The organism is Leclercia pneumoniae (genome assembly GCF_017348915.1).
Classification (GTDB): domain Bacteria; phylum Pseudomonadota; class Gammaproteobacteria; order Enterobacterales; family Enterobacteriaceae; genus Enterobacter; species Enterobacter pneumoniae.
In genome coordinates this window covers 2,010,896-2,032,836 of record NZ_CP071383.1, presented here as the reverse complement: position 1 = coordinate 2,032,836, position 21,941 = coordinate 2,010,896, and the positions used below count along the sequence as shown (strand labels likewise).

The 21,941-nt window shown below is 57.1% G+C and carries 23 protein-coding genes; 11 read left to right on the top strand and 12 right to left on the bottom strand.

Annotated elements, in window-relative coordinates; all coding sequences use genetic code 11:
- Positions 1 to 6: 6 nt before the first annotated feature.
- Positions 7 to 333, bottom strand: a complete 327-nt coding sequence (locus JZ655_RS09805) for a YnfA family protein (protein WP_046885568.1) — start codon at positions 331 to 333, stop codon at positions 7 to 9.
- Between the two features lie 149 nt (positions 334 to 482).
- On the opposite strand from JZ655_RS09805, the gene JZ655_RS09800 reads away from it, so the two are divergent.
- On the top strand, positions 483 to 812 hold the full coding sequence (locus tag JZ655_RS09800; protein WP_046885567.1) for a DUF1283 family protein: 330 nt from the start codon (positions 483 to 485) through the stop codon (positions 810 to 812).
- Positions 813 to 851: 39 nt separating this feature from the next.
- Here JZ655_RS09800 and JZ655_RS09795 read toward each other — a convergent pair whose 3' ends face one another.
- Positions 852 to 1,562, bottom strand: a complete 711-nt coding sequence (locus tag JZ655_RS09795; protein ID WP_207293692.1) for a YnfC family lipoprotein — start codon at positions 1,560 to 1,562, stop codon at positions 852 to 854.
- Positions 1,563 to 1,666: 104 nt separating this feature from the next.
- Here JZ655_RS09795 and JZ655_RS09790 point away from each other — a divergent pair, with 104 nt between their 5' ends.
- The 5 genes from JZ655_RS09790 (at position 1,667) to dmsD (ending at position 6,696) form a co-directional block, all read left to right on the top strand.
- Positions 1,667 to 1,972, top strand: a complete 306-nt coding sequence (locus JZ655_RS09790) for a DUF1161 domain-containing protein (RefSeq protein ID WP_207293691.1) — start codon at positions 1,667 to 1,669, stop codon at positions 1,970 to 1,972.
- A 147-nt stretch (positions 1,973 to 2,119) separates the two neighbouring features.
- Positions 2,120 to 4,558: a selenate/tellurate reductase subunit YnfE gene (gene ynfE / locus JZ655_RS09785; RefSeq protein ID WP_207293690.1), complete on the top strand. Its 2,439-nt coding sequence runs from the start codon at positions 2,120 to 2,122 to the stop codon at positions 4,556 to 4,558.
- 10 nt (positions 4,559 to 4,568) lie between these two features.
- Entirely contained in the window at positions 4,569 to 5,186 is a 618-nt protein-coding gene (locus JZ655_RS09780; protein WP_207293689.1) for a DMSO/selenate family reductase complex B subunit, read from the top strand.
- A gap of 1 nt (position 5,187) precedes the next feature.
- Positions 5,188 to 6,039, top strand: a complete 852-nt coding sequence (locus tag JZ655_RS09775) for a dimethyl sulfoxide reductase anchor subunit family protein (RefSeq protein ID WP_207293688.1) — start codon at positions 5,188 to 5,190, stop codon at positions 6,037 to 6,039.
- Between the two features lie 42 nt (positions 6,040 to 6,081).
- Positions 6,082 to 6,696, top strand: a complete 615-nt coding sequence (dmsD, locus tag JZ655_RS09770) for a Tat proofreading chaperone DmsD (protein ID WP_207293687.1) — start codon at positions 6,082 to 6,084, stop codon at positions 6,694 to 6,696.
- A gap of 23 nt (positions 6,697 to 6,719) precedes the next feature.
- Here dmsD and JZ655_RS09765 read toward each other — a convergent pair whose 3' ends face one another.
- Genes JZ655_RS09765 through JZ655_RS09735 form a run of 7 tightly spaced genes read right to left on the bottom strand, consistent with a single transcriptional unit; the run spans position 6,720 to position 13,613 of the window.
- Positions 6,720 to 7,817 (bottom strand): fatty acid desaturase family protein, encoded by a 1,098-nt coding sequence (locus tag JZ655_RS09765; protein WP_207293686.1) that lies wholly within the window; start codon positions 7,815 to 7,817, stop codon positions 6,720 to 6,722.
- Positions 7,804 to 8,931, bottom strand: coding sequence for a sterol desaturase family protein (locus JZ655_RS09760; protein ID WP_207293685.1), 1,128 nt, complete (start codon positions 8,929 to 8,931; stop codon positions 7,804 to 7,806). The genes JZ655_RS09765 and JZ655_RS09760 overlap by 14 nt, the downstream gene beginning before the upstream one ends.
- On the bottom strand, positions 8,924 to 9,541 hold the full coding sequence (locus tag JZ655_RS09755; protein ID WP_207293684.1) for a phosphatase PAP2 family protein: 618 nt from the start codon (positions 9,539 to 9,541) through the stop codon (positions 8,924 to 8,926). Before JZ655_RS09755 ends, JZ655_RS09760 begins: the two co-directional genes overlap by 8 nt.
- A complete protein-coding gene (locus tag JZ655_RS09750; protein WP_207293683.1) occupies positions 9,538 to 10,824 on the bottom strand; it encodes a F390 synthetase-related protein in 1,287 nt (428 codons plus the stop codon). Before JZ655_RS09750 ends, JZ655_RS09755 begins: the two co-directional genes overlap by 4 nt.
- Positions 10,821 to 11,627, bottom strand: a complete 807-nt coding sequence (locus tag JZ655_RS09745) for an MBL fold metallo-hydrolase (RefSeq protein WP_207293682.1) — start codon at positions 11,625 to 11,627, stop codon at positions 10,821 to 10,823. Before JZ655_RS09745 ends, JZ655_RS09750 begins: the two co-directional genes overlap by 4 nt.
- On the bottom strand, positions 11,605 to 12,621 hold the full coding sequence (locus JZ655_RS09740; protein WP_207293681.1) for an NAD-dependent epimerase/dehydratase family protein: 1,017 nt from the start codon (positions 12,619 to 12,621) through the stop codon (positions 11,605 to 11,607). Before JZ655_RS09740 ends, JZ655_RS09745 begins: the two co-directional genes overlap by 23 nt.
- Positions 12,618 to 13,613, bottom strand: a complete 996-nt coding sequence (locus JZ655_RS09735; protein WP_207293680.1) for a 3-oxoacyl-[acyl-carrier-protein] synthase III C-terminal domain-containing protein — start codon at positions 13,611 to 13,613, stop codon at positions 12,618 to 12,620. Before JZ655_RS09735 ends, JZ655_RS09740 begins: the two co-directional genes overlap by 4 nt.
- A 409-nt stretch (positions 13,614 to 14,022) precedes the next feature.
- On the opposite strand from JZ655_RS09735, the gene osmY reads away from it, so the two are divergent.
- From osmY to clcB, 5 genes are all read left to right on the top strand, one after another.
- The gene (osmY, locus tag JZ655_RS09730; RefSeq protein ID WP_207293679.1) at positions 14,023 to 14,733 is read left to right on the top strand and encodes an ABC transporter permease; all 711 of its coding nucleotides are present in this window, start codon (positions 14,023 to 14,025) and stop codon (positions 14,731 to 14,733) included.
- Positions 14,734 to 14,754: 21 nt separating this feature from the next.
- Positions 14,755 to 15,654 carry a glycine betaine ABC transporter substrate-binding protein gene (locus JZ655_RS09725; protein ID WP_207293678.1) on the top strand — a complete coding sequence of 300 codons (900 nt, stop codon included), beginning with the start codon at positions 14,755 to 14,757 and terminating at the stop codon, positions 15,652 to 15,654.
- A gap of 9 nt (positions 15,655 to 15,663) precedes the next feature.
- Positions 15,664 to 16,311, top strand: coding sequence for an osmoprotectant ABC transporter permease OsmW (osmW, locus tag JZ655_RS09720; protein ID WP_040075814.1), 648 nt, complete (start codon positions 15,664 to 15,666; stop codon positions 16,309 to 16,311).
- Entirely contained in the window at positions 16,311 to 17,459 is a 1,149-nt protein-coding gene (osmV, locus tag JZ655_RS09715; protein WP_046887260.1) for an osmoprotectant ABC transporter ATP-binding protein OsmV, read from the top strand. The genes osmW and osmV overlap by 1 nt, the downstream gene beginning before the upstream one ends.
- Before the next feature lie 97 nt (positions 17,460 to 17,556).
- The gene (clcB, locus tag JZ655_RS09710) at positions 17,557 to 18,849 is read left to right on the top strand and encodes a voltage-gated ClC-type chloride channel ClcB (RefSeq protein WP_207293677.1); all 1,293 of its coding nucleotides are present in this window, start codon (positions 17,557 to 17,559) and stop codon (positions 18,847 to 18,849) included.
- On the opposite strand, the gene bioD is transcribed toward clcB, so the two are convergent.
- The 3 genes from bioD to JZ655_RS09695 all read right to left on the bottom strand — a co-directional run bounded on the left by bioD (position 18,802) and on the right by JZ655_RS09695 (position 21,871).
- Positions 18,802 to 19,497: a dethiobiotin synthase gene (gene bioD / locus JZ655_RS09705; protein WP_040075818.1), complete on the bottom strand. Its 696-nt coding sequence runs from the start codon at positions 19,495 to 19,497 to the stop codon at positions 18,802 to 18,804. The genes clcB and bioD overlap by 48 nt on opposite strands.
- A 126-nt stretch (positions 19,498 to 19,623) precedes the next feature.
- On the bottom strand, positions 19,624 to 20,844 hold the full coding sequence (gene mlc / locus JZ655_RS09700; RefSeq protein WP_207293676.1) for a sugar metabolism global transcriptional regulator Mlc: 1,221 nt from the start codon (positions 20,842 to 20,844) through the stop codon (positions 19,624 to 19,626).
- 127 nt (positions 20,845 to 20,971) lie between these two features.
- Positions 20,972 to 21,871 (bottom strand): LysR family transcriptional regulator, encoded by a 900-nt coding sequence (locus JZ655_RS09695; protein ID WP_207293675.1) that lies wholly within the window; start codon positions 21,869 to 21,871, stop codon positions 20,972 to 20,974.
- Positions 21,872 to 21,941 lie beyond the last annotated feature (70 nt).

Sequence of the window (21,941 nt, the reverse complement as noted above, 5' to 3'; positions counted from 1 at the left end):
AGGCGCTCAGGGGCGCCCCCATCCTGCCACGATAATCAGCATGCCGCAGAGCGCTATCGCCGCGCCTGCCCAGTCATACGAGCTCAATTTCACCCCATCCACGACCCGTAACCAGAGGAGAGCCGTACAGACATAGACACCACCGTAGGCGGCATAGACCCTGCCGCTGGCCGCCGGATGCAGAGTCAATAACCAGACAAACAGCGCCAGCGCTACCGCCGCAGGCAGCAACAGAAACACCGAACCACCCCGCTTCAGCCAGAGCCAGGGCAGGAAACAGCCCAAAATTTCACAAACTGCAGTGGCGAAAAAGAGTAAAGTTGTTTTAATCATATTTAACGTACTTTGAGGGGGGTTGAGTTATTATACCCAACTCTATAAGGAAGCGTTCCACACAGCTGATGTGGTTTTGCCCTCAAAATGGACTGTTGTAGAATCGACGGCGTCATTTTCGAATCTTCGCCGTTCGGGAGAAAATCACCATGAATACAATGAGTACACGTCTCGGATTGGTTGCCCTGCTGGCGGCGATGTTTATCGCTCCAGTCTCTGCCAATACCAGCAAGTTGATTATCGAATCCGGGGATAGCGCGCAAAGCCGTCAGAACGCTGCAATGGATAAAGAGCAGTGGAACGACACCCGCAGTCTGCGCCATAAAGTTAATACCCGCGCAGAGAAAGAGTGGGATAAAGAGGACGTGGCCTTTGATGCGCGCGATAAGTGCCAGCAAAGCGCGAACGTTAATGCCTACTGGGAACCCAATACCCTGCGCTGCCTTGACCGCCGCACCGGCCGCAGCCTGGCACCCTAATCGCCCTGCACTTCACCGCGCAGATCCCTGCGCGGTTTCTCAATAGTAATCAATTGTGTTTTTGATGGTGTATTTGTGTTCCTGCGCCGGTTTTACGCTCTGATCCACAATCAGGAGCTCGCAGGTCACGGGGTTGTCATGGCGATCGTAATCGCAACTCTGTTTAACGTTACCCAGCGTCTTGTCGTTCAGCATGCTGACGGCGGTATAATCCAGCCGCTTGCGAAGATCCGCAGAAGGTTTGGAGGCCACCGACAGCCGTTGCTCCCCTGAAACGCTCGTCTTGCCCAACGGGTACCCATCCACATCGTAACGATAGCTAACATCGGTCTCTTTCCCGTGCGCGCTGACAATAAATCCGGCGTCATTGGTTTCCCATGAAGTGCCTGAAGCAACCATCTCGGCCAGCTGACATTTACCCTGTAAACGCAACTTTTTCTGCATCGTCTGCGCGTCGAGGTAGTAGTTAGCATTAAGTACCAGCGCCACCCCCGAATTCGATTCGATGTCGTGGATCTCCAGGGTATCGAAACACCCTTCGGTGGATAACGAACCGCTGACCCGTTTCGCCACTTCCCCTTTCTCATTCATCAGAGTCTGACTGAACTCTTTTACCGGTCCGCGCAGGGGATCAAAGTCAAATTCATTAGAAAAGCTTGCCATTTCAGGCGTAAACGAAAGCGGTGCTGAGGCGTTATCACATCCCGCCAACAGTGTCGTCAGGGCTAAACTGGCTGCAATTTTCTTCACGTAACTCACCAAATCTGGAGATAATTCTCAATCATATTAGCAAATACAGACGTTTACACTAAGCCTGCTAAAATTAACCTGATGCCAAACTAAAGGAGGCGGTTATGAAACAGTTACCTTTGATTACTGCACTGCTGCTGGCTGGCGTGGCTCCGGCTGCCCTGGCGGCACCCGATTCCTGCGAACGGGTTAAAAGCGATATACAGCAGCGAATTATCAATAATGGCGTACCCGAGTCGGGTTTTACCCTCAACATTGTGCCGAACGACCAAAGCGATCAACCCGATACTCAGGTTGTTGGTCACTGTGCAAATGACAGTTATAAAATTCTCTATACCCGCACCAGCAGCGGCAATTACCCGGTAAGCGGTGCCGCCACGCAAGACAATGCTCCCACCGAGCCCCAGTAACTTTCCCCCGCCCTGGCGGGGGAAATGCCCTCTTCATTGATAAGGATTAATATTTTCTACCTCTAAACAGGTAACACTCCCTTCGTCATTAGCCTGGTAATCATCAGGCATGAAATTGTTTGCACAACAATAACGATGGAGTGAGCCATGTCCGATCATCAGCACTGGGGGGCGATCAGTCGCCGAAGCCTCGTCAAATCCACCGCTATCGGTTCCCTCGCTCTTGCAGCGGGCGGGATTTCCTTGCCTTTTGGGTTACGTAGCGCGGCTGCGGCAGTTCAGCAAGCCACGCAGCCTGCAGAAGATAAAGTCGTTTGGGGCGCCTGTTCTGTTAACTGTGGCAGCCGCTGCGCGCTGCGTCTGCACGTTCGCGATGACGAAGTGTGGCGGGTCGAAACCGATAACACCGGCGAAGATATCTACGGCAATCACCAGGTTCGCGCCTGCCTGCGCGGCCGCTCTATCCGCCGGCGTATGAATCACCCGGATCGCCTTAACTATCCGATGAAACGAGTGGGCAAACGCGGCGAAGGAGAATTTGAACGTATCAGCTGGGATGAAGCCCTGAACCTGCTGACCGACAGCCTGAAAAAGGTGGTAAGCCAGTACGGTAACGAAGCGGTCTACATCAACTACTCCTCTGGCATCGTTGGCGGCAACGTGACCCGTTCGTCCCCGTATGCCTCACTGGTGGCACGCCTGATGAACTGTTACGGCGGCTTCCTCAGCCATTATGGTACTTACAGTACCGCACAGATAGCCTGTGCCATGCCCTACACCTACGGCAGCAACGAGGGTAACAGCACCTCCGACATCGAGAACAGCCAGCTGGTCGTCATGTTTGGCAACAACCCGGCGGAGACGCGCATGAGCGGCGGGGGTATTACCTACTACCTCGAACAGGCGCGGGAGCGCTCAAACGCCCGAATGATCGTCATCGATCCGCGCTATACCGACACCGCGGCCGGGCGTGAAGATGAATGGATACCCATCCGTCCCGGCACCGACGCCGCACTGGTGAGCGCCCTGGCCTGGGTACTGATTACCGAAAATCGGGTTGATCAAGCCTTTCTTGATACCTATTGCGTGGGATACGACGAAAAAACCCTGCCAGAAGGTGCCCCGGCCAACGGGCACTACAAAGCCTGGATTCTGGGAGACGGCGAGGACGGTCTCGCCAAAACACCTGAATGGGCGGCGAAAATTACCGGTATTCCTGCCGAACGTATTGTGAAGCTGGCGCGTGAAATCGGCAGCGCTAAACCGGCCTATATCAGCCAGGGGTGGGGGCCACAGCGTCATGCCAACGGCGAGCTGAGTGCGCGCGCCATCGCAATGCTGCCAATCCTTACCGGCAACGTCGGCATACATGGTGGCAACAGTGGCGCGCGGGAATCTACCTATACCATCACCATCGAGCGCATGCCGGTGCTGGAAAATCCGGTCAAAACGCAAATCTCCTGCTTTAGCTGGACGGATGCCATCGCCCGCGGACCGGAAATGACCGCTACCCGCGATGGCGTACGCGGTAAAGAGAAGCTGGATGTCCCCATCAAATTTATCTGGAACTATGCCGGTAACTGCATCACTAACCAGCACTCGGATATCAACAAAACCCACGCCATTCTGCAGGACGAGAGTCAATGCGAGATGATTGTGGTGATCGACAACTTTATGACCTCCTCGGCGAAGTACGCCGACCTGCTGCTGCCCGATTTAATGACCGTAGAGCAGGAAGATATCATCCCTAACGACTACGCCGGGAATATGGGTTATCTCATCTTCCTGCAGCCGGCGACCTCGCCCAAATTTGAGCGCAAACCTATCTACTGGATGATGAGTGAGGTGGCTAAACGTCTCGGCAAGGATGTCTACGATAAATTTACAGAGGGGCGCACGCAGTCAGAATGGCTGCAATACCTTTATGCGAAGATGGTGGCCCGGGATCCGCTACTACCCGCTTATGATGAGCTGAAGAAAATGGGCATCTATAAGCGACGCGATCCTGCCGGGCACTTTGTGGCGTACAAGAAATTCCGCGAAGACCCTCTTAACAACCCGCTGAAAACGCCCTCCGGCAAAATTGAAATCTACTCCAGCAAGCTTGCAGATATCGCCCATCGCTGGGAGCTTGCGCCAGACGAGACCATCAGCCCCCTACCTATCTATGCTCACACCTTTGAAGGCTGGGATGATCCGGCGCGCGACCGCTATCCGCTTCAGCTTTTTGGTTTCCACTTCAAGGGACGCACCCACTCAACCTACGGCAACATCGACGTGCTGGAGGCCGCCTGTCGCCAGGAGGTGTGGATCAATCCGCTCGATGCCGCATCGCGTGGGATTAAAAACGGCGATCTGGTCCGGGTGTTTAACGGACGCGGCGAACTGCGTATTGCCGCAAAAGTCACGCCGCGCATCATGCCCGGCGTCAGCGCGATGGGCCAGGGTGCCTGGCATAACGCCGACATGAATGGCGATCGCGTCGATCACGGTGCCTGCGTTAACACCCTCACCACGCACCGCCCCTCACCGCTGGCGAAGGGGAACCCTCAGCACACCAACCTGGTGCAAATTGAGAAGGCATAAGGAGTAGTCGATGACCACCCAGTATGGATTTTATATTGACTCCAGCCGCTGCACCGGTTGCAAAACCTGCGAGCTGGCCTGTAAAGATTACAAAGATCTGACCCCGGACGTGAGCTTCCGTCGCATTTACGAATACGCAGGGGGCGACTGGCAGGAGGATAACGGCGTCTGGCAGCAGAACGTCTTTGCCTACTATCTGTCGATTGCCTGTAACCACTGCGAAGACCCGGCTTGCACCAAAGTCTGCCCGAGCGGCGCCATGCACAAGCGGGAAGACGGCTTTGTGGTGGTTAACGAAGAGGTCTGCATTGGCTGCCGCTATTGCCATATGGCCTGCCCGTACGGCGCGCCACAGTACAACGCCGCCAAAGGCCACATGACCAAATGCGATGGCTGTTACGATCGCGTGGCAGAGGGCAAAAAGCCGGTCTGCGTGGAGTCCTGCCCGCTGCGTGCACTGGACTTCGGCCCGATCGACGAGCTGCGGCAGAAACACGGCGAGCTGGCGGCCGTTGCGCCGCTGCCGTCGGCGCACTTTACGAAACCAAGTATTGTCATTAAACCCAATGCCAACAGCCGACCAACGGGTGATACCACCGGCTATCTGGCCAATCCGAAGGAGGTGTGAGATGGGAAGCGGATGGCATGAGTGGCCTCTGGTCATTTTTACGGTATTTGGGCAGTGTGCCGTGGGGGCAATACTGGTGATGGGTTTTGTCCTGATGCGGGAAAGCGAGGGTCCGGCACGGGAGCGGATCCTGCGCATGATGTTCTTCGTCTGGCTGGTGATGGGGGCAGGCTTTATTGCCTCGGTGCTGCATCTGGGCTCGCCGCTGCGGGCCTTTAACTCCCTGAACCGCATCGGGGCCTCTGCCCTCAGTAACGAAATCGCCAGTGGTTCGCTCTTCTTTGCCGTAGGCGGCCTCGGCTGGTTGCTGGCAATGTTGAAGAAACTGCCGGATGCGCTCTACACCGCCTGGCTGGTGATCACCCAAATTATGGGGATCGGTTTTGTCTGGGCAATGACCCGCGTCTATCAGATCGATACCGTCCCCACCTGGCATAATGGATATACCACCCTGGGCTTCTTCCTGACAGTGCTGTTGGGCGGCCCGATTTTTGCTGCGCTGTTATTGCAGACGGCAAAAGTGAAGGTCCATAGCCAGGCGGCGGCATTAAGCGTCCTGGCGCTGCTGGCTACTGTGGCAGTGGTGGTGCTGCAAAGCAACATGCTCGCCACTGTTCACAGCTCTGTGCAGCAGGCCAGTACCCTGCTACCGGAGTATGGTTCGCTGCAGGTGTGGCGTATCATACTGCTTGCTGCCGGGCTGGGATGCTGGCTTTGCCCACTGCTGCGACGCCAGTCGCCGAAAACCTGGGGGCTTGCTGCAGGGTTTGTTCTGGTCGTCGTGGGTGAGTTAATCGGCCGTGGCCTTTTTTATGGTCTGCATATGACAACCGGCATGGCTATCGCCGGATAAACCGGCGCGGGTTTGCCCCGCGCCACTGCAAGGGATGTTGGCATGAATTCTGTTTTACATCGCGAATCTTTCGCTTTTAGCGCCCGGGTTCTGGGCGCCCTGTTCTGGTACGCACCGGATAGCGCCGAGGCGGCACCGCTGGTAACGGCCCTCTCCACTACGGACTGGGCCGCCGACTGGCCTCTTTCATCGGAACAGCTGCAACCTGTGGTTGAGATCCTGCAAGCGCCGGCCGATGAACCGTTACCTGAAGCCTGGCAGCGGCTCTTTATCGGCCCCTATGCGCTACCTGCTCCGCCATGGGGTTCGGTTTGGCTGGATCGTGAATCGGTGCTATTTGGTGACTCGACGCTCGCGCTGCGCCAGTGGATGCGTGATAACGCCATAACCGTTGAGGCTCAGCAAAATGAGCCCGAAGATCATTTCGGTACCCTGTTGATGCTCGCAGCCTGGCTGAGTGAAAACGGGCGTGACGATGCCCGCGATGCGCTACTGGCGCAACATCTGCTGCCCTGGAGTCAGCGTTTTCTCTCCGTGCTGGAACAGGAGGCACAGCATCCATTCTATAGCGCGCTCGCCCAACTGGCCCGACTGACGCTGGAGTCGTGGCGAACGGCGCTGCCCGTCCCGGTCGCGAAAAAACCGCTCTATCGTTGATAAACCTGCCCTTCGGGGCAGGTTTACGCCTCTGGCTTTTCACCCATCCGTGTTAAAAATTGCTGCTGGAGCTTCAGCAGATCGCGCAGCGACAGGCGCTGGTAATCCAGCCCTTCATCACGCGCTATGGCCTCAATCACCTGACTTAAATCGTGATAATGACGATGATTCCAGTGCGGAAAGAGATGATGGGTCAGATGAAGATTCAGCCCGCCCAGCCAGTAGCCCAGCCATGCCGGACGGATAGACCAGTCAAAGGTGGTAGTGAAGACATGGGCCAGCCTGCCCTCACTCATCTTGCCGTTTTCAGGAGGTAACTGCGCATGGCCTTTCGCCCAGTGGGTACCGATGACCAGCATCACGAAGAAGAGCGACGAGGTCATCTGGCTCGCCAGATAGACACCCGCTACTGTTCCGGCGCTAAAACTGTCTGCCATCACCCAGCAAGGTAACAGCAGCGAGAACGCGATGTGTGCCTCCTTACCGCAGAGAAAAACCCACCAGCCGGCGAATCCACGCTTCTCGAGGTGGGGAGTGACCGGCGTCAGCCCGCCTCTGTCGAGCCAGTCCATCACCCAGATATACCAGGGAAAGGTCAATGCGGCCACCAGCGGCCAGTAGTAGCGCTGCGCCTGCATTATGGGCCGCCAGCGCTGCCAGGGGCTCTGGCGCAGCAGACCGTTTTCGGCGGTATCAGGATCGTAGCATTCGATATGGGTATAACTGTGGTGAAAACGTACGTGACGCACCCGCCAGCAGTCCGGATCCATGCCCAGCGGTACCGTGATGAGCCGGTTTAGCCACCGGTTCGCCCTCCTGCCGCGCAGAAAGGCATTGTGGGAGGCGTCATGCATAACATTCACCGCCAGTAACATTGCGCAGACTATCATCAGCAGATACCAGACAAAAAAGGGCAACAGGTGCTGCTGGATTAGCGCCACGCCATAACAGAGCAGACACAGCGCCAGCAGAGCTAGCGCTTTACCGACAGTGCGCGCATCGGCGTAGCGGTGATCATTATTTTTTGCCAATAACGCCCGTGACTCACGCTGTAACGCCCTGACCAGGCGTGGATCGTCTGCAGGAAAACGAATCGATTTTTGCGGATTAAACAGGTTCACGCTGTGGCTCGTTCACCCTGCGCCCTTGACCCGCCAACAGCGCAATGGCGTGCACAACGAGCCCGGCCATCACCCCCAGCCAGTAAGGCTGGCGCCAGTCCCAGATGCCGATAAACAGCAGCGGCAACCCCAGCGTCACCAGCAGCCAGAGCACCACTCCCCACCGCTGCCCATCGCTGATCCCGCCCAGCGCGATAGACCCTGCGGCCAGTAATAAAAACAGCGCGGTCTGCTGCGTGGTGACCCGCTCAATGTCGTAGCCGTAAAGCTGGATATAACCCAGCACCAGGCCAAACAGTAAGAGCGCGCCGGCGATCACGATCGTAGCTGAGGCGTTAAACCGCCGGGGCGGTTGAACACGCGTTTTTCGCACCCCAAGCATGCGCAGGAAAGGCAGATTGCTCTCTCGCAAAGGATTAGAGGAAGGACGTTCACCCTGCACACCGTAACCGGGCTCGACGGGTGGCGTGACGTGACAAAAAGTACCAAATAACTTGTCCCAAAAGATAAAGGTACCGCCGTAATTGGAATCGGCAAAGCGGCGCGCCTTGTAATGGTGTACCCGATGATGTGACGGTGTAACAAACAGATATTCCAGCCAACTCAACTTTGGTGTTAAGGCATTGTGGTTAAAGAACTGCACGCTGTAATGCAGCACGGAGACGACTAAAAAAACGCTTAACGGGACGCCAAGCACCGCTAATACCAGAAAGAACGGGATCCCCGTTAATGAGGAGTACCATGAGTTCCTCACCCCCAGCGAAAGATTGAAATGCTCGCCCTGATGGTGCACCACATGTACCGCCCAAAGAGGGCGCAGCGTGTGGTGAAGGCGATGGAGCCAATAAAAACCGAAATCCCACGCCAGAAGGGTGAACAACCACAGCCAGACCGGTGATACGCTATCAAAAAGGTGCAGACTGAAGCGGCTGAAGACCAGCCCGTAACAGAGCACCTCGGTGCATCTGAACAACCACAGGACGATATGGCCGGAGTTGATGTTAAAGACGACATCGTGCCAGTCGATTTTTTGTCGCCCGGTCAGATGTAAAATGCCCGCTTCGCCAAACACCAGAACCAGCATAACAATAATCGGAACCAGTAAATCACTCATTAATACGCTCCCTGTGTAATGTCCGACGCCTCTCCAGGCGTAACGCCAGCCAGCCGCATCCCCAGGCCAGCATGCCGCCGCCCAGCAGATCGATAAACAGATGCCTGCGCAGCTGCAGGATCGAAAATCCAATGGCAAGCGCCCAGACCAGGCTTGCCACCGTCAATACGCCCTGCCGTCTGGCGGCAATAGCCCAGACGGAAAGCAGGGTTAATGCCGCATGCAGCGATGGAAAACAGTTTTGTGGTGAATCGACGCTAATAAGCCAGGTCAGAAGTTGCGACGCGCTGCCGTCGGGAGAATAAGTGGGATAATGAAGCGTGGTCGGCCAGAGCAGGTAAATCACGCCTGCACCCAGTGCCGACAGCTGCATGGCGCATGTCAGCCAGCGCAAGCGATCGCGCGGAACCAGCAAATACCCAAGCGGCACCAGCAGGAAAAACGACAAATAGAGCCAGATTGCCGAGGGCGAGAAAGGAATACTGGAATCGATAGCCATCGGTGTCAGATGATATCCCTTCCCCTGCAGACGATCGCTGAGTGCGTAGGCCACCCCCACCGCCCCCCAGCCGAGAAGCATGTGCCACAGACGGGGTTTTATCGCATTCATGCTTCCCCCTGGCGACGGACGATACGCCGTCTTTTATGGGCAAAGTGCGCCGGTAACGGCCGGGAAATTAAGGTCCAGTCCAGCGACTCTGGAACGATCCCCTGGCGGGTGAAGAGCTCGCTGAGAGCCGAGCGACACTGCTCAAGGATCGCCTTGTCGCAATCCGCTATTAATGTCAGGCTCGCCGCTCCGTTCTGCTCCAGCCGGTAGTCCGCCGTCAGAGGCAATGTCTGGGCCAGCACGCGGCTACAGGCATCAGCAAACACCACCTGTGGCTTACCTGCCCGATCGGGAAGTTGCAGTTGATCGTCCCGGCGCCCTTCGATGCGCTCGATGGCGCGGGCGGCGTTGCCGCAGGGGCATGGCGTCGTGCGCGCAACCAGCACATCGTCAAGCCGATAGCGCACAATGGGCTGAGTGGTGCGCGTAAAATCGGTAATAAGGGGAATAAAGCGGCGATCATCCAGCCACTGGGGCTCAATATGCACAAACTCTTCATTGAGATGCAGCGTGCCATGAGCACAGGTTGACGCCAGAAAACCTTCCGTTGCCTGATAGATTTCCCCCACTGAACCAAAAGTCTGCTTGAGCAAGACTTTGTCCTGTTCGTCCAGCACCTCTGCTACCGAGATGACCTTTTTCACCGATAAGCTCAGCTCGCCGGCCTGTACCGCCAGCGCCAGGGCGCGCAGCACCTGCGCCGGGGCAACGATCAGGGTCGGAGATTGTTGTGCAAGACGGGCAAGCCCGGCAGAAAACGGTGCCAGTAGATCGTAAAACTCGAGGCTCAGCCAGCGGTTATTGACGCTCTGATAGAGGTTGTTATCCGCACGCAAAAAAAGCGCCACGCGCTCGCCGGCGAACAGGCCATCCGGCAACGCTTTCGCCAGTACCCCGGCGGCCCAGACCTGCTGCTCATGCGGACTGACCACAAACAACCCGCGTCGCCCGGAGGTCCCGGACGAGAGCCCCACGCTATAGCGCCCTATCGTTGGACGAAAATCCCGACTCTGCTCGCTCTGCAGCGCACAGGCCATCAGCGCGTCGCGCTTCAGCCCGGCGGTGTTCATTTCATCGAACTTTTCCATCATCAGCGCCTTATCCATGGTGGGCCACTGGCTGAGAGGTAACCTGAGATAACGGCGAAACCATGGGCTTCGGGACAGCACCCGTATTTTAAACCTTTCCAGGCGCCGGGTCTGCCACGCTTCCAGCGCCTCGCGGTCGGTAAAACGCAGATGGCGGGTGCGATAATAGCGCCATAACAGCCGAAGCGGGATCATAAGTCTCCCTCATGGCAAAGACGGATATCCACCTGCCCTTGTTGCCAGAGCTGGTTGAGTTTTTCCAGCGTGCGATAAAACGCCGCCGGGTCAGCCATTACCAGGTTCGCCAGACGCGACGGCCCTTTCAGCTCCCGGTAACTGGTGGGAGACCAGGCGGCATCTGCCGCCAGTAGGGTCCATCCCGCATCGGTAAGCACAAAGGCGCCAAAATGCCCTGCAGCATGGCCTGGCAACGGCACCAGCAGAATTTCGTCATTGCTACCGGGCAACAGATATCCACGATCAAAGGGCATCAGCGCCGCAGGTAGCGCCACGCATTCGAAGCGCTCAAAGAAAGTGAGCGACGATTCAAACTCAGCGGGAAATAGCCCGGGGACAAAGGCCTGCCGCAGCGCGGCAAAGCCACGCAAATGTCTCACCTGCTGCCAGCCTTCCCCCGAGCAGAGGCAGGCTACGCCAGGAAAATCGCGTAACCCGGCAACATGGTCGGCGTGGAAATGCGACAGAATAATGCCGTCGATATCCCCGCCGGTGATGCCGCGCGCGAGCAGCTGTTGGGCCAGCGACGCCTGCGGGTCAAAGTAGACGGGCGTCATCTGGCGATAAATGCGAAAAACGCCTTCGCGGGTATATTGCTCAAACCACGAGGCATAACCCGTATCCCATAGCCAGCGCTTGCCCCCTGCCTCCAGCAGCCACGCGCGGGAAGGAAATTTGCAAACGCGAAAGCCGGCGCCTTTTAGCGCCATGCAGCCAATATGGGTACAGTAGCCCACTTCAAAGGCGATGATCGTTGCCATGCGTTCTTAGCCACTCCCCGGTACGTGCGATGCCATCATCCATTGTAAACACCGGGTGATACCCCAGTTCATCAATGGCCCTTTGTTGACTTAAGGTCATATCGAAACAGACCGTGCCCGCACTATAGCGGGTAATGCGCGGTTCCTTGCCGCTGCAATGGCCCACCAACTCCATACCGCGAGCCACCAGCGACATTAGCGGCCAGGGCAGCGCCTGGATGCGATAGTTCAGGCCAAGCTGCTGGTGCAGCAGCGCGTTGAGCATCGTTTTAAGCTGCTGCGGCTGATGATTAGTGATGTTATAGACGCTGCCGGAGCGCAGCCCGGCCTCGCCGGTGGCGAGGGTCATGGCGTGCACCACGTTTTCGACATAGGTCAGATCGAGTAGCGCCTCTCCGCCACGCGGCAAGCGCAGCACGCCGCCGTCGCGGTGCAGTTGCTGCAATAGCCGCGGTACGATCACCCTGTCGTGAGGGCCGAACAGGCCGCGCGGGCGCAGAAGCACAAAGGTGGTGGCCGGGAAGCGCGCAACCGCAGCCTGAATCCGCTCTTCAGCGGCGTATTTGCTGCTGGCGTAATGGCTGGAAAAATGGCGCGCCCGGTCACTCTCTTGTACATCGTAGCGATGCTGAAAGTCGAAATAGATGGCCGGAGTCGAAATATGAATAAAGCGGGGGATTTCCAGCTCCCCAGCGGCCTGCGCCAGGCGGCGGGTGGACTCGACATTGGCCTGCCAGAAGGCGGCGCGCCCGCCCCAGGGCGACGATTTCGCGGCACAGTGCCATACTGCGTCGCAGCCGTTCATCAACTGGCGGCACTCCGCCTCGCTGGCAGTCGTTAACTCGAGCGGAATAAAGTGCGCCCCCGCCTGCATTAAAGCGTTGCCTTCCGACCGATTGCGACCGGTGGCGACCACCTGATGCCCTTGCGCCAGTAATTGCGAAACCGCATTGCGACCCAGTCCGCTGGTCGCGCCTGTGACCAGGATTTTCATGGGATCAGCACCATTCCTGCAAGGGTCAACCCCGCTGCCGTCCCAATCAGCATAACGGGTTTACCCGGCTGGAAACGCCCGGAGATGACCGCTTCATGTAACGCAGTCGGAATTGAGGCCGCCACCTGATTACCGTAGTAGCGATAGATGTCGACCAGTACCGCTTCCGGCACCTTGAGGCGCTTACGCATATGCTCAAGCGAAAGATGGCTGGCCTGATGGGGTACCACGGTAGCAATCTCATCAAGGGCAATACCGCTTTTTTGCAGCAAACGTGCAAAATAGTCCTCAATCAGCGATGCGGCGAAGCGAAACAGGCGTTTGCCCTGCATGTGGAACAGGAAATCACGATCGGTCATGCCCGCGCGCGGGTTACGTCGCGTGCCACCGGCGCGGATTTCACACAGTTCGCTGCCATCGGGATACATTTCAATCAGACTGGCGACGATACCGCTGGTCCCGTCTCCTCGTTCAACGATAGCGCAGGCCGCGCCGTCGCCAAAGATCAGCGAAGACTCTTCATGCGCCCAGTCGATACCCCGCGAAGCGATATCCGCCGAGACAATAGCAATACGCCGATAAGCGCCGCTATTGAGCAGGCCGGCCGCCACTTCCAGCGCCGAGATGAAGCTCACGCAGCTGCTGTTAATGTCAAATCCGGCTACGCCTGCGGGCATATTCGCCGCCTGCAAAATATGGATCGCGCTGCAGGGTAGCGCCTGAACGGCAATGGCCGAGGCGCAAATCAGCAGGTCGATGGACGAGGGGGCGAGCGACGCCGAGGCCAGTGCGTTATGCAGCGCCTCTGCCGCCAGAGCCGCCTGGCTGGCCTCTGCCGTGGCATGATAGCGCCAGAGAATATTTGAGCGTCGCTCAACATAGCCTTCGGGCTTACCGAGCTGGCGGTCCAGCGTTGCGGATACGATTTTTTCTCCCGGTAACGCAATGCCCGTGGCAATAATTTTTAGCGCTGTCGTGGGTGCGCCAGTCACCCCAGTTTTTCCCTGCAACACACTCACTTCCCTCTGCAGAATTTGTGATAGTTCTTTTTATGCTGGCTCAGGTCACCACGTAAGAGACGCTGAGCGGTAACGCGAAGAGTACAGGCGAACAGACCAGGCTGCCAGACCCGCGTTTTCAGGGTTGACAGCCGCCACCATAGTGACGTTGTCACTTGTAGCATCGCGGTTTAAGACTATTCTGCCCGGCCCTGTACCATACGTTATGCCATAAGGCGTAACACCCTGTTTTCCCTCTAAACCTTGCACAACACTTTTTGTCATTAACTGGCACCTTTGCCGGCTCGTTGCTATAGCTGAAAAAGACCCTGCCGGAACATGGCATAACAACAGGCGACCAACAGGTTGCTATAACGCATGCACAACAGGGAGGCACACCGCAATGCACGCATCGTTTTTCACACGCGCACTGTTATTTATCGCCGCCATCGCCGTGGTACTCGGGCTGCTTACCTGGGGAATTGGCCTTGAGACGATAAAAGCGCGCCAGGTTGACCTGATCTATCTCGGCCAGCAGCATCTCATCCTGGTCTTTTCCTCCATGTTTTTTGCTTTGTTGATTGGCATTCCCAGCGGTATTGCCCTCAGCCGTCCCGCCGCACGCGGTATTGCCGAATATGTAATGCAGATCTTTAACGTCGGTAATACATTGCCACCGCTGGCCGTACTGGCGCTGGCGATGGTGGTGATTGGCATCGGTGACACTCCGGCCATCATCGCCCTTTTCCTTGCTTCGCTGCTGCCCATTGTGCGTAACACCTACGCCGGGCTCTGTTCAGTTCCCTCTTCCTTACTGGAGGCGGCAAATGGCATCGGCATGACCAAATGGCAACGCCTGCGTCAGGTCGAGCTGCCCAATGCCTGGCCGGTAATCTTATCGGGGATCCGCATCGCAACCGCCATTAACGTGGGCACCGCGCCACTGGCGTTTCTGATCGGGGCCAGCAGCTATGGCGAGCTGATCTTCCCGGGCATCTACCTGAACGACTTCCCGACGCTGATTCTGGGTGCTGCCGCCACGGCGCTGTTTGCCCTGATTCTGGATACGTTGCTGGCCGTGCTGGGCCGTCTTCTGAGCCCGCACACCGCCTGATAATTATAATAAGGAGCCACCATGACACTCTTTTCCCGCCTGGCAGGGCTGTGTGCTGCCACGCTCTTAGTCGCGCAAGCGCAGGCCGCGCCACTGATTCTGGCGACCAAAAGCTTCACCGAGCAACATATCCTCTCCGCCATGACCGTGCAGTATCTGCAAAAAAAAGGCTTTGAGGTTCAGCCAAAGACCAACATCGCGACGGTGATCTCCCGTAATGCCATGATCAACAAGCAGATTGACATGACCTGGGAGTACACAGGCACCTCGCTGATTATCTTTAACCATATCAATAAGCGCATGTCGCCCGAAGAGTCTTACGAGACGGTAAAACGCCTGGATGCGAAGCACGGTCTGGTGTGGCTTAAACCGGCCGATATGAACAATACCTACGCCTTCGCCATGCAGCGCAAGCGGGCCGAAGCGGAGCACATTAATACCATGTCGGAGATGGTGGAAAGAATTGAAAAAATCCGTAAAACCGATCCGGACAATAACTGGCTGCTGGGGTTGGATCTGGAGTTTTCCGGGCGCAGCGATGGCATGAAACCCCTGCAGGCTGCCTACCAGCTGGAGCTTGACCGCCCACAGATCCGCCAGATGGATCCGGGTCTGGTCTATAACGCCATTCGTGACGGTTTCGTCGATGCCGGCCTGATCTACACCACCGATGGTCGGGTAAAAGGCTTCGACCTGAAGGTGCTGGAAGATGACAAAGGCTTCTTCCCCAGCTATGCGGTTACGCCGGTGGTGCGCCAGGATACGCTGAAAGCAAACCCGGGACTGGAGGAGGCGCTGAACACGCTCTCTGACCAGTTAAATAATGAGGTGATCACCGAGCTGAATAAAAAAGTGGATATCGATCATCAGTCACCCCAGCAGGTCGCTCGCGACTTCCTGCGTAGCAAAAAACTGCTGTAAGGAGGAGAGATGGAGACGATTCACTACATCATAGACAACTGGGGTTATCTGATGACCCTCACCTTCCAGCACCTGTGGCTGGTCGCGCTGGCGGTAGGGCTGGCGATAATCATCGGCGTTCCGCTCGGGATTCTGATTGTCCGTCACAAATGGCTGGCCACGCCGATACTCGGCCTGACCACCATCCTGCTGACCATACCGTCGATTGCGCTGTTCGGGCTGATGATTCCGCTCTTTTCGCTGATCGGTCATGGCATTGGCGCCCTGCCTGCCATCACCGCCGTGTTTCTCTACTCACTGCTGCCCATTGTACGTAACACCCATACCGCCCTCGACAGTCTGCCGTCCGGTCTGCAGGAGGCGGGGCGCGGTATCGGCATGACCTTCTGGCAGCGCCTGCGCTGGGTTGAGATCCCGATGGCACTGCCGGTCATCTTTGGCGGCATTCGTACCGCCGTAGTGATGAATATCGGGGTGATGGCAATCGCCGCCGTGATTGGCGCGGGCGGTCTGGGGCTGCTGTTACTGAACGGCATCGGCGGCAGTGATATCCGTATGCTGATTGCCGGCGCCGTGATGATTTGTCTGTTAGCCATTGTGCTGGACTGGCTGCTGCACCGTTTGCAGCGCGTTCTGACTCCAAAGGGGATTCGATAATGATAAAACTGGAAAACCTCACCAAACAATTTGCCCAGAAAAATGGTCAGGGCGTGAAAGCGGTAGATAACGTTAATCTGAACGTGCCCGAGGGCGAAATGTGTGTGCTGCTGGGCCCTTCCGGCTGCGGTAAAACCACTACGCTGAAGATGATCAACCGCTTGATTGCCCCCAGCAGCGGCAAAATTTTGATTAACGGTGAAGATACCACCGGCATGGATACCGTAACCCTGCGTCGTAGCATCGGGTATGTGATTCAGCAGATCGGTCTTTTCCCGAATATGACCATCGAAGAGAACATCACCGTGGTCCCCCGCATGCTGGGCTGGGACAAGAAACGTTGTAAAGAACGCGCTACAGAGTTGATGGACATGGTGGCGATGGATCCGCACAAGTTCCTAAACCGCTATCCGCGCGAAATGTCCGGCGGTCAGCAGCAGCGTATCGGCGTGATTCGCGCCCTGGCGGCGGATCCGCCGGTACTGTTGATGGATGAGCCCTTCGGCGCCGTCGACCCCATCAACCGCGAAGTGATTCAGAATCAGTTCCTGGAGATGCAGCGTAAGCTGAAAAAGACGGTGATGCTGGTGAGCCACGACATCGACGAAGCGCTCAAGCTGGGGGATCGTATTGCCGTCTTCCGCCAGGGGCGTATTGTACAGTGCGCCAGCCCTGACGAGCTGTTGGCAAAACCGGCGAACGACTTTGTCGGCTCTTTTGTCGGCCAGGACCGCACCCTGAAGCGTCTGCTGCTGGTATCAGCGGGTGATGTCACCGACCAACAGCCGACCCTTACCGTGCGCCCGGATACGGCTTTAATGGAAGCCTTCGCGCTCATGGACGATAACGATATTCGCGCCGTCACCGTGGTCGATGGTCAGGGCAAGCCGCTTGGATTTGTTAAGCGTCGGGAAGCCCGAAATGCTACGGGGGCCTGTGGCGATATTATCCATCCGTTCCGCATCACCGGCAAAGCCGAGGACAACCTACGCGTTGTTCTGTCGCGCCTTTACGAGAGCAATACCAGCTGGATGCCCATCGTCGATGAAGAGGGACGCTATAACGGCGAAATTTCCCAGGACTATATTGCCGAATACCTCAGCTCCGGTCGTACCCGCCGGGCGCTGAATATTCATAGCGACACTTAATCCCATCCGGCCCGGCTTCTGTCGGGCCGAATACGGCTTTCCTGACCGTCGATTTTCCCTCACAATTACCCCACTATTCCTCTTCTATTGCCGAGCTATGCAGCGTCTTCATGCTTATCCCGATATCCGGGCGATGTTTCGTCGGTTACTGATTGCCACCCTGACGGGCGTGCTGGCGGCACTGGCCGTGGCCGTCTTTCGCCATGCGATGTACCTGCTCGAAGTGGCATTTTTAAGTAATGACAGCGGTAGCCTGGTGAACGCGGCCGCCAGTCTGGCCCCCTGGCGGCGCGCCATCACCCCGGCGCTCGGGGGACTGGCGGCGGGTCTGCTGCTGTGGGGCTGGCAACGCTATACGCACCAGCGCCCGCATGCCCCCACCGACTATATGGAGGCGATTGAAACCGGTGACGGGCAGTTCGATTATCCTGGCAGTCTGGTGAAATCCCTCGCCTCGTTGCTGGTGGTGGCGAGCGGCAGCGCCATTGGCCGCGAAGGGGCAATGATCCTGCTGGCGGCGCTGGCGGCCTCGTTGTTTGCCAGGCGCTTTACCCCACAGCGCGAGTGGAAACTGTGGATAGCCTGCGGTGCGGCAGCCGGTATGGCCAGCGCTTATCATGCTCCACTGGCAGGCAGTTTATTTATCGCCGAAATCCTGTTTGGCACCCTGATGCTCGCCTCGCTCGGCCCGGTGGTGGTTGCCGCTGTGGTGGCGCTTTTGACCACTCAGCTTCTCAGCCCGGGCGTGACGCAGCTGTATCAGGTGCACCTGAGCGGCTTACCCGACGGCGTCGATTATGTGCTGATGATCGCCATGGGGCTGCTGGCAGGGCTTGGCGGCCCCCTCTTAATGTGGTTGATGGACCAAAGCCACGCCCTCTTCGTGCGGCTAAAGCTCTCTCCCCCGCTGCAGTTGGCGCTGGGCGGATTGATTGTCGGGTTACTGTCGCTGTTAACGCCCCGGGTCTGGGGCAACGGCTACAGCGTGGTTCAGGCGGATCTGCTGGCCCCGCCGCTGCTTGCGGTCGTAGGCGGCGTGTTGATCTGCAAATTGCTGGCGGTATTAGCCAGTAGCGGTTCAGGCGCCCCCGGTGGAGTATTTACACCGACGCTGTTTATCGGTATGGCGCTGGGAATGGTCTTCGCCCGGATAGCCGGCGTAGCGATCTCGCAGCCGGAGATGGCGATATTGCTGGGGTTAACGGGGATGGCCACGCTGCTGGCGGCCACCACCCATGCGCCGATTATGGCGACGTTGATGGTCTGTGAAATGACCGGGCAGTATGCGCTGCTGCCCGGCTTACTGATTGCCTGCGTGCTGGCGTCGGTACTGTCGCGAACCTTACGCCAGAACGCGATCTACGGCCAGCGCGCGGCCGAACATGGTTAGATCGATATATTGCGATAGCTCTCGCTGCTCTGCCCGTGGCAGGTAAGGCAACTCGCCCACCAGAGGGCCCGGCAGTTTTTTGCTCAGCACCTCGATGATTTCGGCGTAATGGGCCAGCCCCGGATTGATGCGGTTCGCCACCCAGCCCACCAGCGGCAGACCGTCGTTGGCGATAGCCTGGGCGGTAAGAAGGGCATGGTTAATGCAACCCTCCTGAATACCCACCACCATCAGTACCGGCAGTTGCTCCTGGACCACCCATTCAGAGAGCGGACGCAGGTCGTTCATCAGACTCCGCCAGCCGCCAGTGCCTTCAACCACCACGTGATCGACCTTGTCACTTAAGTTCGCCAGGCCGTTCGACAGCAAGGTGTAATCGACACGCCCGCTGTGCGCTACGCTGCTCTCATCTTCGCTGAGGGCAATAGGGTTAATCGCCTCATAGGGCAGCGCCAGGGAAGAGACGCTTTGCAGCACCAGCGCGTCTTTATTACGCAATCCTTCTGGCGTCTCTTTACTGCCTTTTGCGACTGGCTTGTATCCTGCCACGCACTTACCGCTCGCAGCCAGGGCCTGCAGTAAGGCGCGGGAGACCACTGTTTTGCCGACAGAGGTATCCGTACCCGTAACAAAGAAACGCTTAAGCATCACTTACTCCACCGTTATGCCGTGAAAATATAAACCAACGAAATAATTCAGTGGAGGAAGTCTAAGGTATGCGTGATATCATCGGCTTGAGATAGCGCAATATTTGGTAACTCTATCGGAAATCAATTAACCCTGGAGTAAGCGAATCAGTAAGGAGCCGTTATACATCGCATCTTTGACCAGCGCCGCTCCGGCCATGGTGCCCTGATTAGTGAACTGGGTGCTTTCAACGGCAATGTGTTTGCTGTAGGCGGGCAAGGATTGCTGGCGGATGCAGTCGGCAATAGCCGAGAAGAGGACATCGTGCGCCTGGCTCAGGGGAGAGCCAATCAGAATTTTTTGCGGGTTGAACAGATTAACCATAATGGCGAGAATGCGCCCAACGTTATTACCCACCCCGGTAATAATATCTTTCGCCAGCAAATCGCCCTGCTGCGCGGCGGCACAGAGCGACTCGACGGTGAGTGGCTGGCCGTGCAGCATTGAGCTCATTGACTGGCTCAGGCGCAGTTGGGCCAGCTCCATAATACTTTCGATACTGGCGATGGTCTCCAGGCAGCCGTGGTTACCGCAATAACAGCGTTTACCATAGGGATCGACCTGAGTATGACCAATCTCGACCAGGCTGCTGCTGCCCGCATGCAGGAGACGACCATCGGTAATGACGCCGGCGCCGACGTTATGATCGATGACCACCTGAATAACGTCCCGCGCCCCGCGTGATGCGCCAAACAGGGCTTCGGCCATGGTCCAGGCGCTGATATCATGCTGGATGTACACCGGCACGCCGGTATGCTTCTCCAGCACTTCGCCCAGGGCCATCTCTTTCACATCCTCGTAAAAAGGCATGCGGTGGACAACGCCGTTTTCGGTATCAATAATGCCTGGCAGCGTGATAGCGATAGCGGTCAGGCGTTCCAGTTTTTGCTGATGATTGATAAAGAACTGATCGATAAGCGCAGTAATGCGCTGCAGCAGCGGCTGCGCCGCTGTGAGAGGTAACGGCAAGCGGTCTTCTACCACTAACTTACTGCTGAGATCCCGCAGGGCGAGCATAATCTCACCGCGGCTGATACGCAGCGACAGGTAGTGCCAGGCTTCGGTTTCTACCACCAGCCCCACTGCCGGACGACCACGGCTGCCCGGCTCCTGAATCTCAGTCTCTTGCACCAGGTGCGCTTCGAGCATTTCGCGGACAATTTTTGTAATACTGGCGGGGGCCAGTTGAGCAAGACGGGAGAGGTCAATACGCGAAACCGGACCAAGCTGATCAATCAGGCGATATACTGCTCCTGCATTGGTCTGTTTGATCTGATCAATATGCCCAGGCTGACTATCAGCAACCACCACGTACTCCCTTATTTTCGCGCTTCGAAATAAACTTTCGGCTATGGTGAAACACTTCACCGTCGGTCGTCAAATATTTACGTAGCCTTGTGATTAACCGCACGTTTTTAACCCTGTTTTGGCGATTTTAGCGCCCCGGCGCGGCAGTAATCAGCTGCGTTTTGAAACGCTGTGCCGCTGCGCTCAGTTCGTGGTGCCTGGGCCAGACCAGCCACATTTCGGAAACGGCATCCGGTTCGGCAAGGGGGACCCAGCGCATTTCGTTGAGTTGCACCCGCTTAAACGAGGCGGGCAGAATAGATACCCCCAGCCCGGCCGCCACCAGCCCAATAATCGTCATCGCTTCACCCACCTCCTGGGCCATCACTGGCGCCAGCCCATAACGGCGCATTATCCCGAGAATATCGTCATAAAGCCCGGTGCCCACATGCGGATCAAAAAAGACAAACGGCTCTCGCGCCAGCTCGGCCAGCGTCACCGTCGGCTTTGCCGCTAACGGATGATCTTTGGGGATCATCGCCATCAGGGGTTCTCGCAGAATAGGTTGCCAGTCCAGGCTTTCCGGGAGTTGGGTGTTGCGCATTAACCCCAGATCCAGCGACCCTTCGTTCAGGGGAGCGATCTGCTCACGGGTGTTAATCTCTCGCGTCTGAATATGCACGTCGGGATAGTGACGGCGAAACGATGACAACGTCGTCGAGACGGCCGTGATAAAGGGGGCGGAAGAGGTAAAACCGATGCGCAACTCTCCGGTTTCACCCAGGTGAAGCCGTGCCGCACGGGCGGCGGCCTCGTCTACGGTACCGAGGATCTGGCGGCTGTCGGCAAGAAACTGTTTACCCGCCGCCGTAAGCGCAACGCTTCGGTTGGTTCGCGCCAGCAGTCGCGCCCCGACCTGCTGCTCGAGTATTTGAATTTGTTGACTCAGCGGGGGTTGCGAGATGTTGAGCCTGGCCGCCGCGCGGCCAAAGTGCAGCTCTTCAGCTACGGCAATAAAGTAGCGCAAATGTCGCAGCTCAATATTCATATATTTAAAGTATCATTTGAGATTATTAATATATTAGACAGAATATTTACAATTTCCTACCCTGATCATT

What these genes read in the sequence shown, in the direction of transcription:
- JZ655_RS09805 (WP_046885568.1), bottom strand. Translation starts at nt 333, where the DNA reads ATGATTAAAACAACTTTACTCTTTTTCGCCACTGCAGTTTGTGAAATT.
- JZ655_RS09800 (WP_046885567.1), top strand. Translation starts at nt 483, where the DNA reads ATGAATACAATGAGTACACGTCTCGGATTGGTTGCCCTGCTGGCGGCG.
- JZ655_RS09790 (WP_207293691.1), top strand. Translation starts at nt 1,667, where the DNA reads ATGAAACAGTTACCTTTGATTACTGCACTGCTGCTGGCTGGCGTGGCT.
- ynfE (WP_207293690.1), top strand. Translation starts at nt 2,120, where the DNA reads ATGTCCGATCATCAGCACTGGGGGGCGATCAGTCGCCGAAGCCTCGTC.
- JZ655_RS09780 (WP_207293689.1), top strand. Translation starts at nt 4,569, where the DNA reads ATGACCACCCAGTATGGATTTTATATTGACTCCAGCCGCTGCACCGGT.
- JZ655_RS09775 (WP_207293688.1), top strand. Translation starts at nt 5,188, where the DNA reads ATGGGAAGCGGATGGCATGAGTGGCCTCTGGTCATTTTTACGGTATTT.
- dmsD (WP_207293687.1), top strand. Translation starts at nt 6,082, where the DNA reads ATGAATTCTGTTTTACATCGCGAATCTTTCGCTTTTAGCGCCCGGGTT.
- JZ655_RS09760 (WP_207293685.1), bottom strand. Translation starts at nt 8,931, where the DNA reads ATGAGTGATTTACTGGTTCCGATTATTGTTATGCTGGTTCTGGTGTTT.
- JZ655_RS09755 (WP_207293684.1), bottom strand. Translation starts at nt 9,541, where the DNA reads ATGAATGCGATAAAACCCCGTCTGTGGCACATGCTTCTCGGCTGGGGG.
- JZ655_RS09750 (WP_207293683.1), bottom strand. Translation starts at nt 10,824, where the DNA reads ATGATCCCGCTTCGGCTGTTATGGCGCTATTATCGCACCCGCCATCTG.
- JZ655_RS09745 (WP_207293682.1), bottom strand. Translation starts at nt 11,627, where the DNA reads ATGGCAACGATCATCGCCTTTGAAGTGGGCTACTGTACCCATATTGGC.
- JZ655_RS09740 (WP_207293681.1), bottom strand. Translation starts at nt 12,621, where the DNA reads ATGAAAATCCTGGTCACAGGCGCGACCAGCGGACTGGGTCGCAATGCG.
- osmY (WP_207293679.1), top strand. Translation starts at nt 14,023, where the DNA reads ATGCACGCATCGTTTTTCACACGCGCACTGTTATTTATCGCCGCCATC.
- JZ655_RS09725 (WP_207293678.1), top strand. Translation starts at nt 14,755, where the DNA reads ATGACACTCTTTTCCCGCCTGGCAGGGCTGTGTGCTGCCACGCTCTTA.
- osmW (WP_040075814.1), top strand. Translation starts at nt 15,664, where the DNA reads ATGGAGACGATTCACTACATCATAGACAACTGGGGTTATCTGATGACC.
- osmV (WP_046887260.1), top strand. Translation starts at nt 16,311, where the DNA reads ATGATAAAACTGGAAAACCTCACCAAACAATTTGCCCAGAAAAATGGT.
- clcB (WP_207293677.1), top strand. Translation starts at nt 17,557, where the DNA reads ATGCAGCGTCTTCATGCTTATCCCGATATCCGGGCGATGTTTCGTCGG.
- bioD (WP_040075818.1), bottom strand. Translation starts at nt 19,497, where the DNA reads ATGCTTAAGCGTTTCTTTGTTACGGGTACGGATACCTCTGTCGGCAAA.
- JZ655_RS09695 (WP_207293675.1), bottom strand. Translation starts at nt 21,871, where the DNA reads ATGAATATTGAGCTGCGACATTTGCGCTACTTTATTGCCGTAGCTGAA.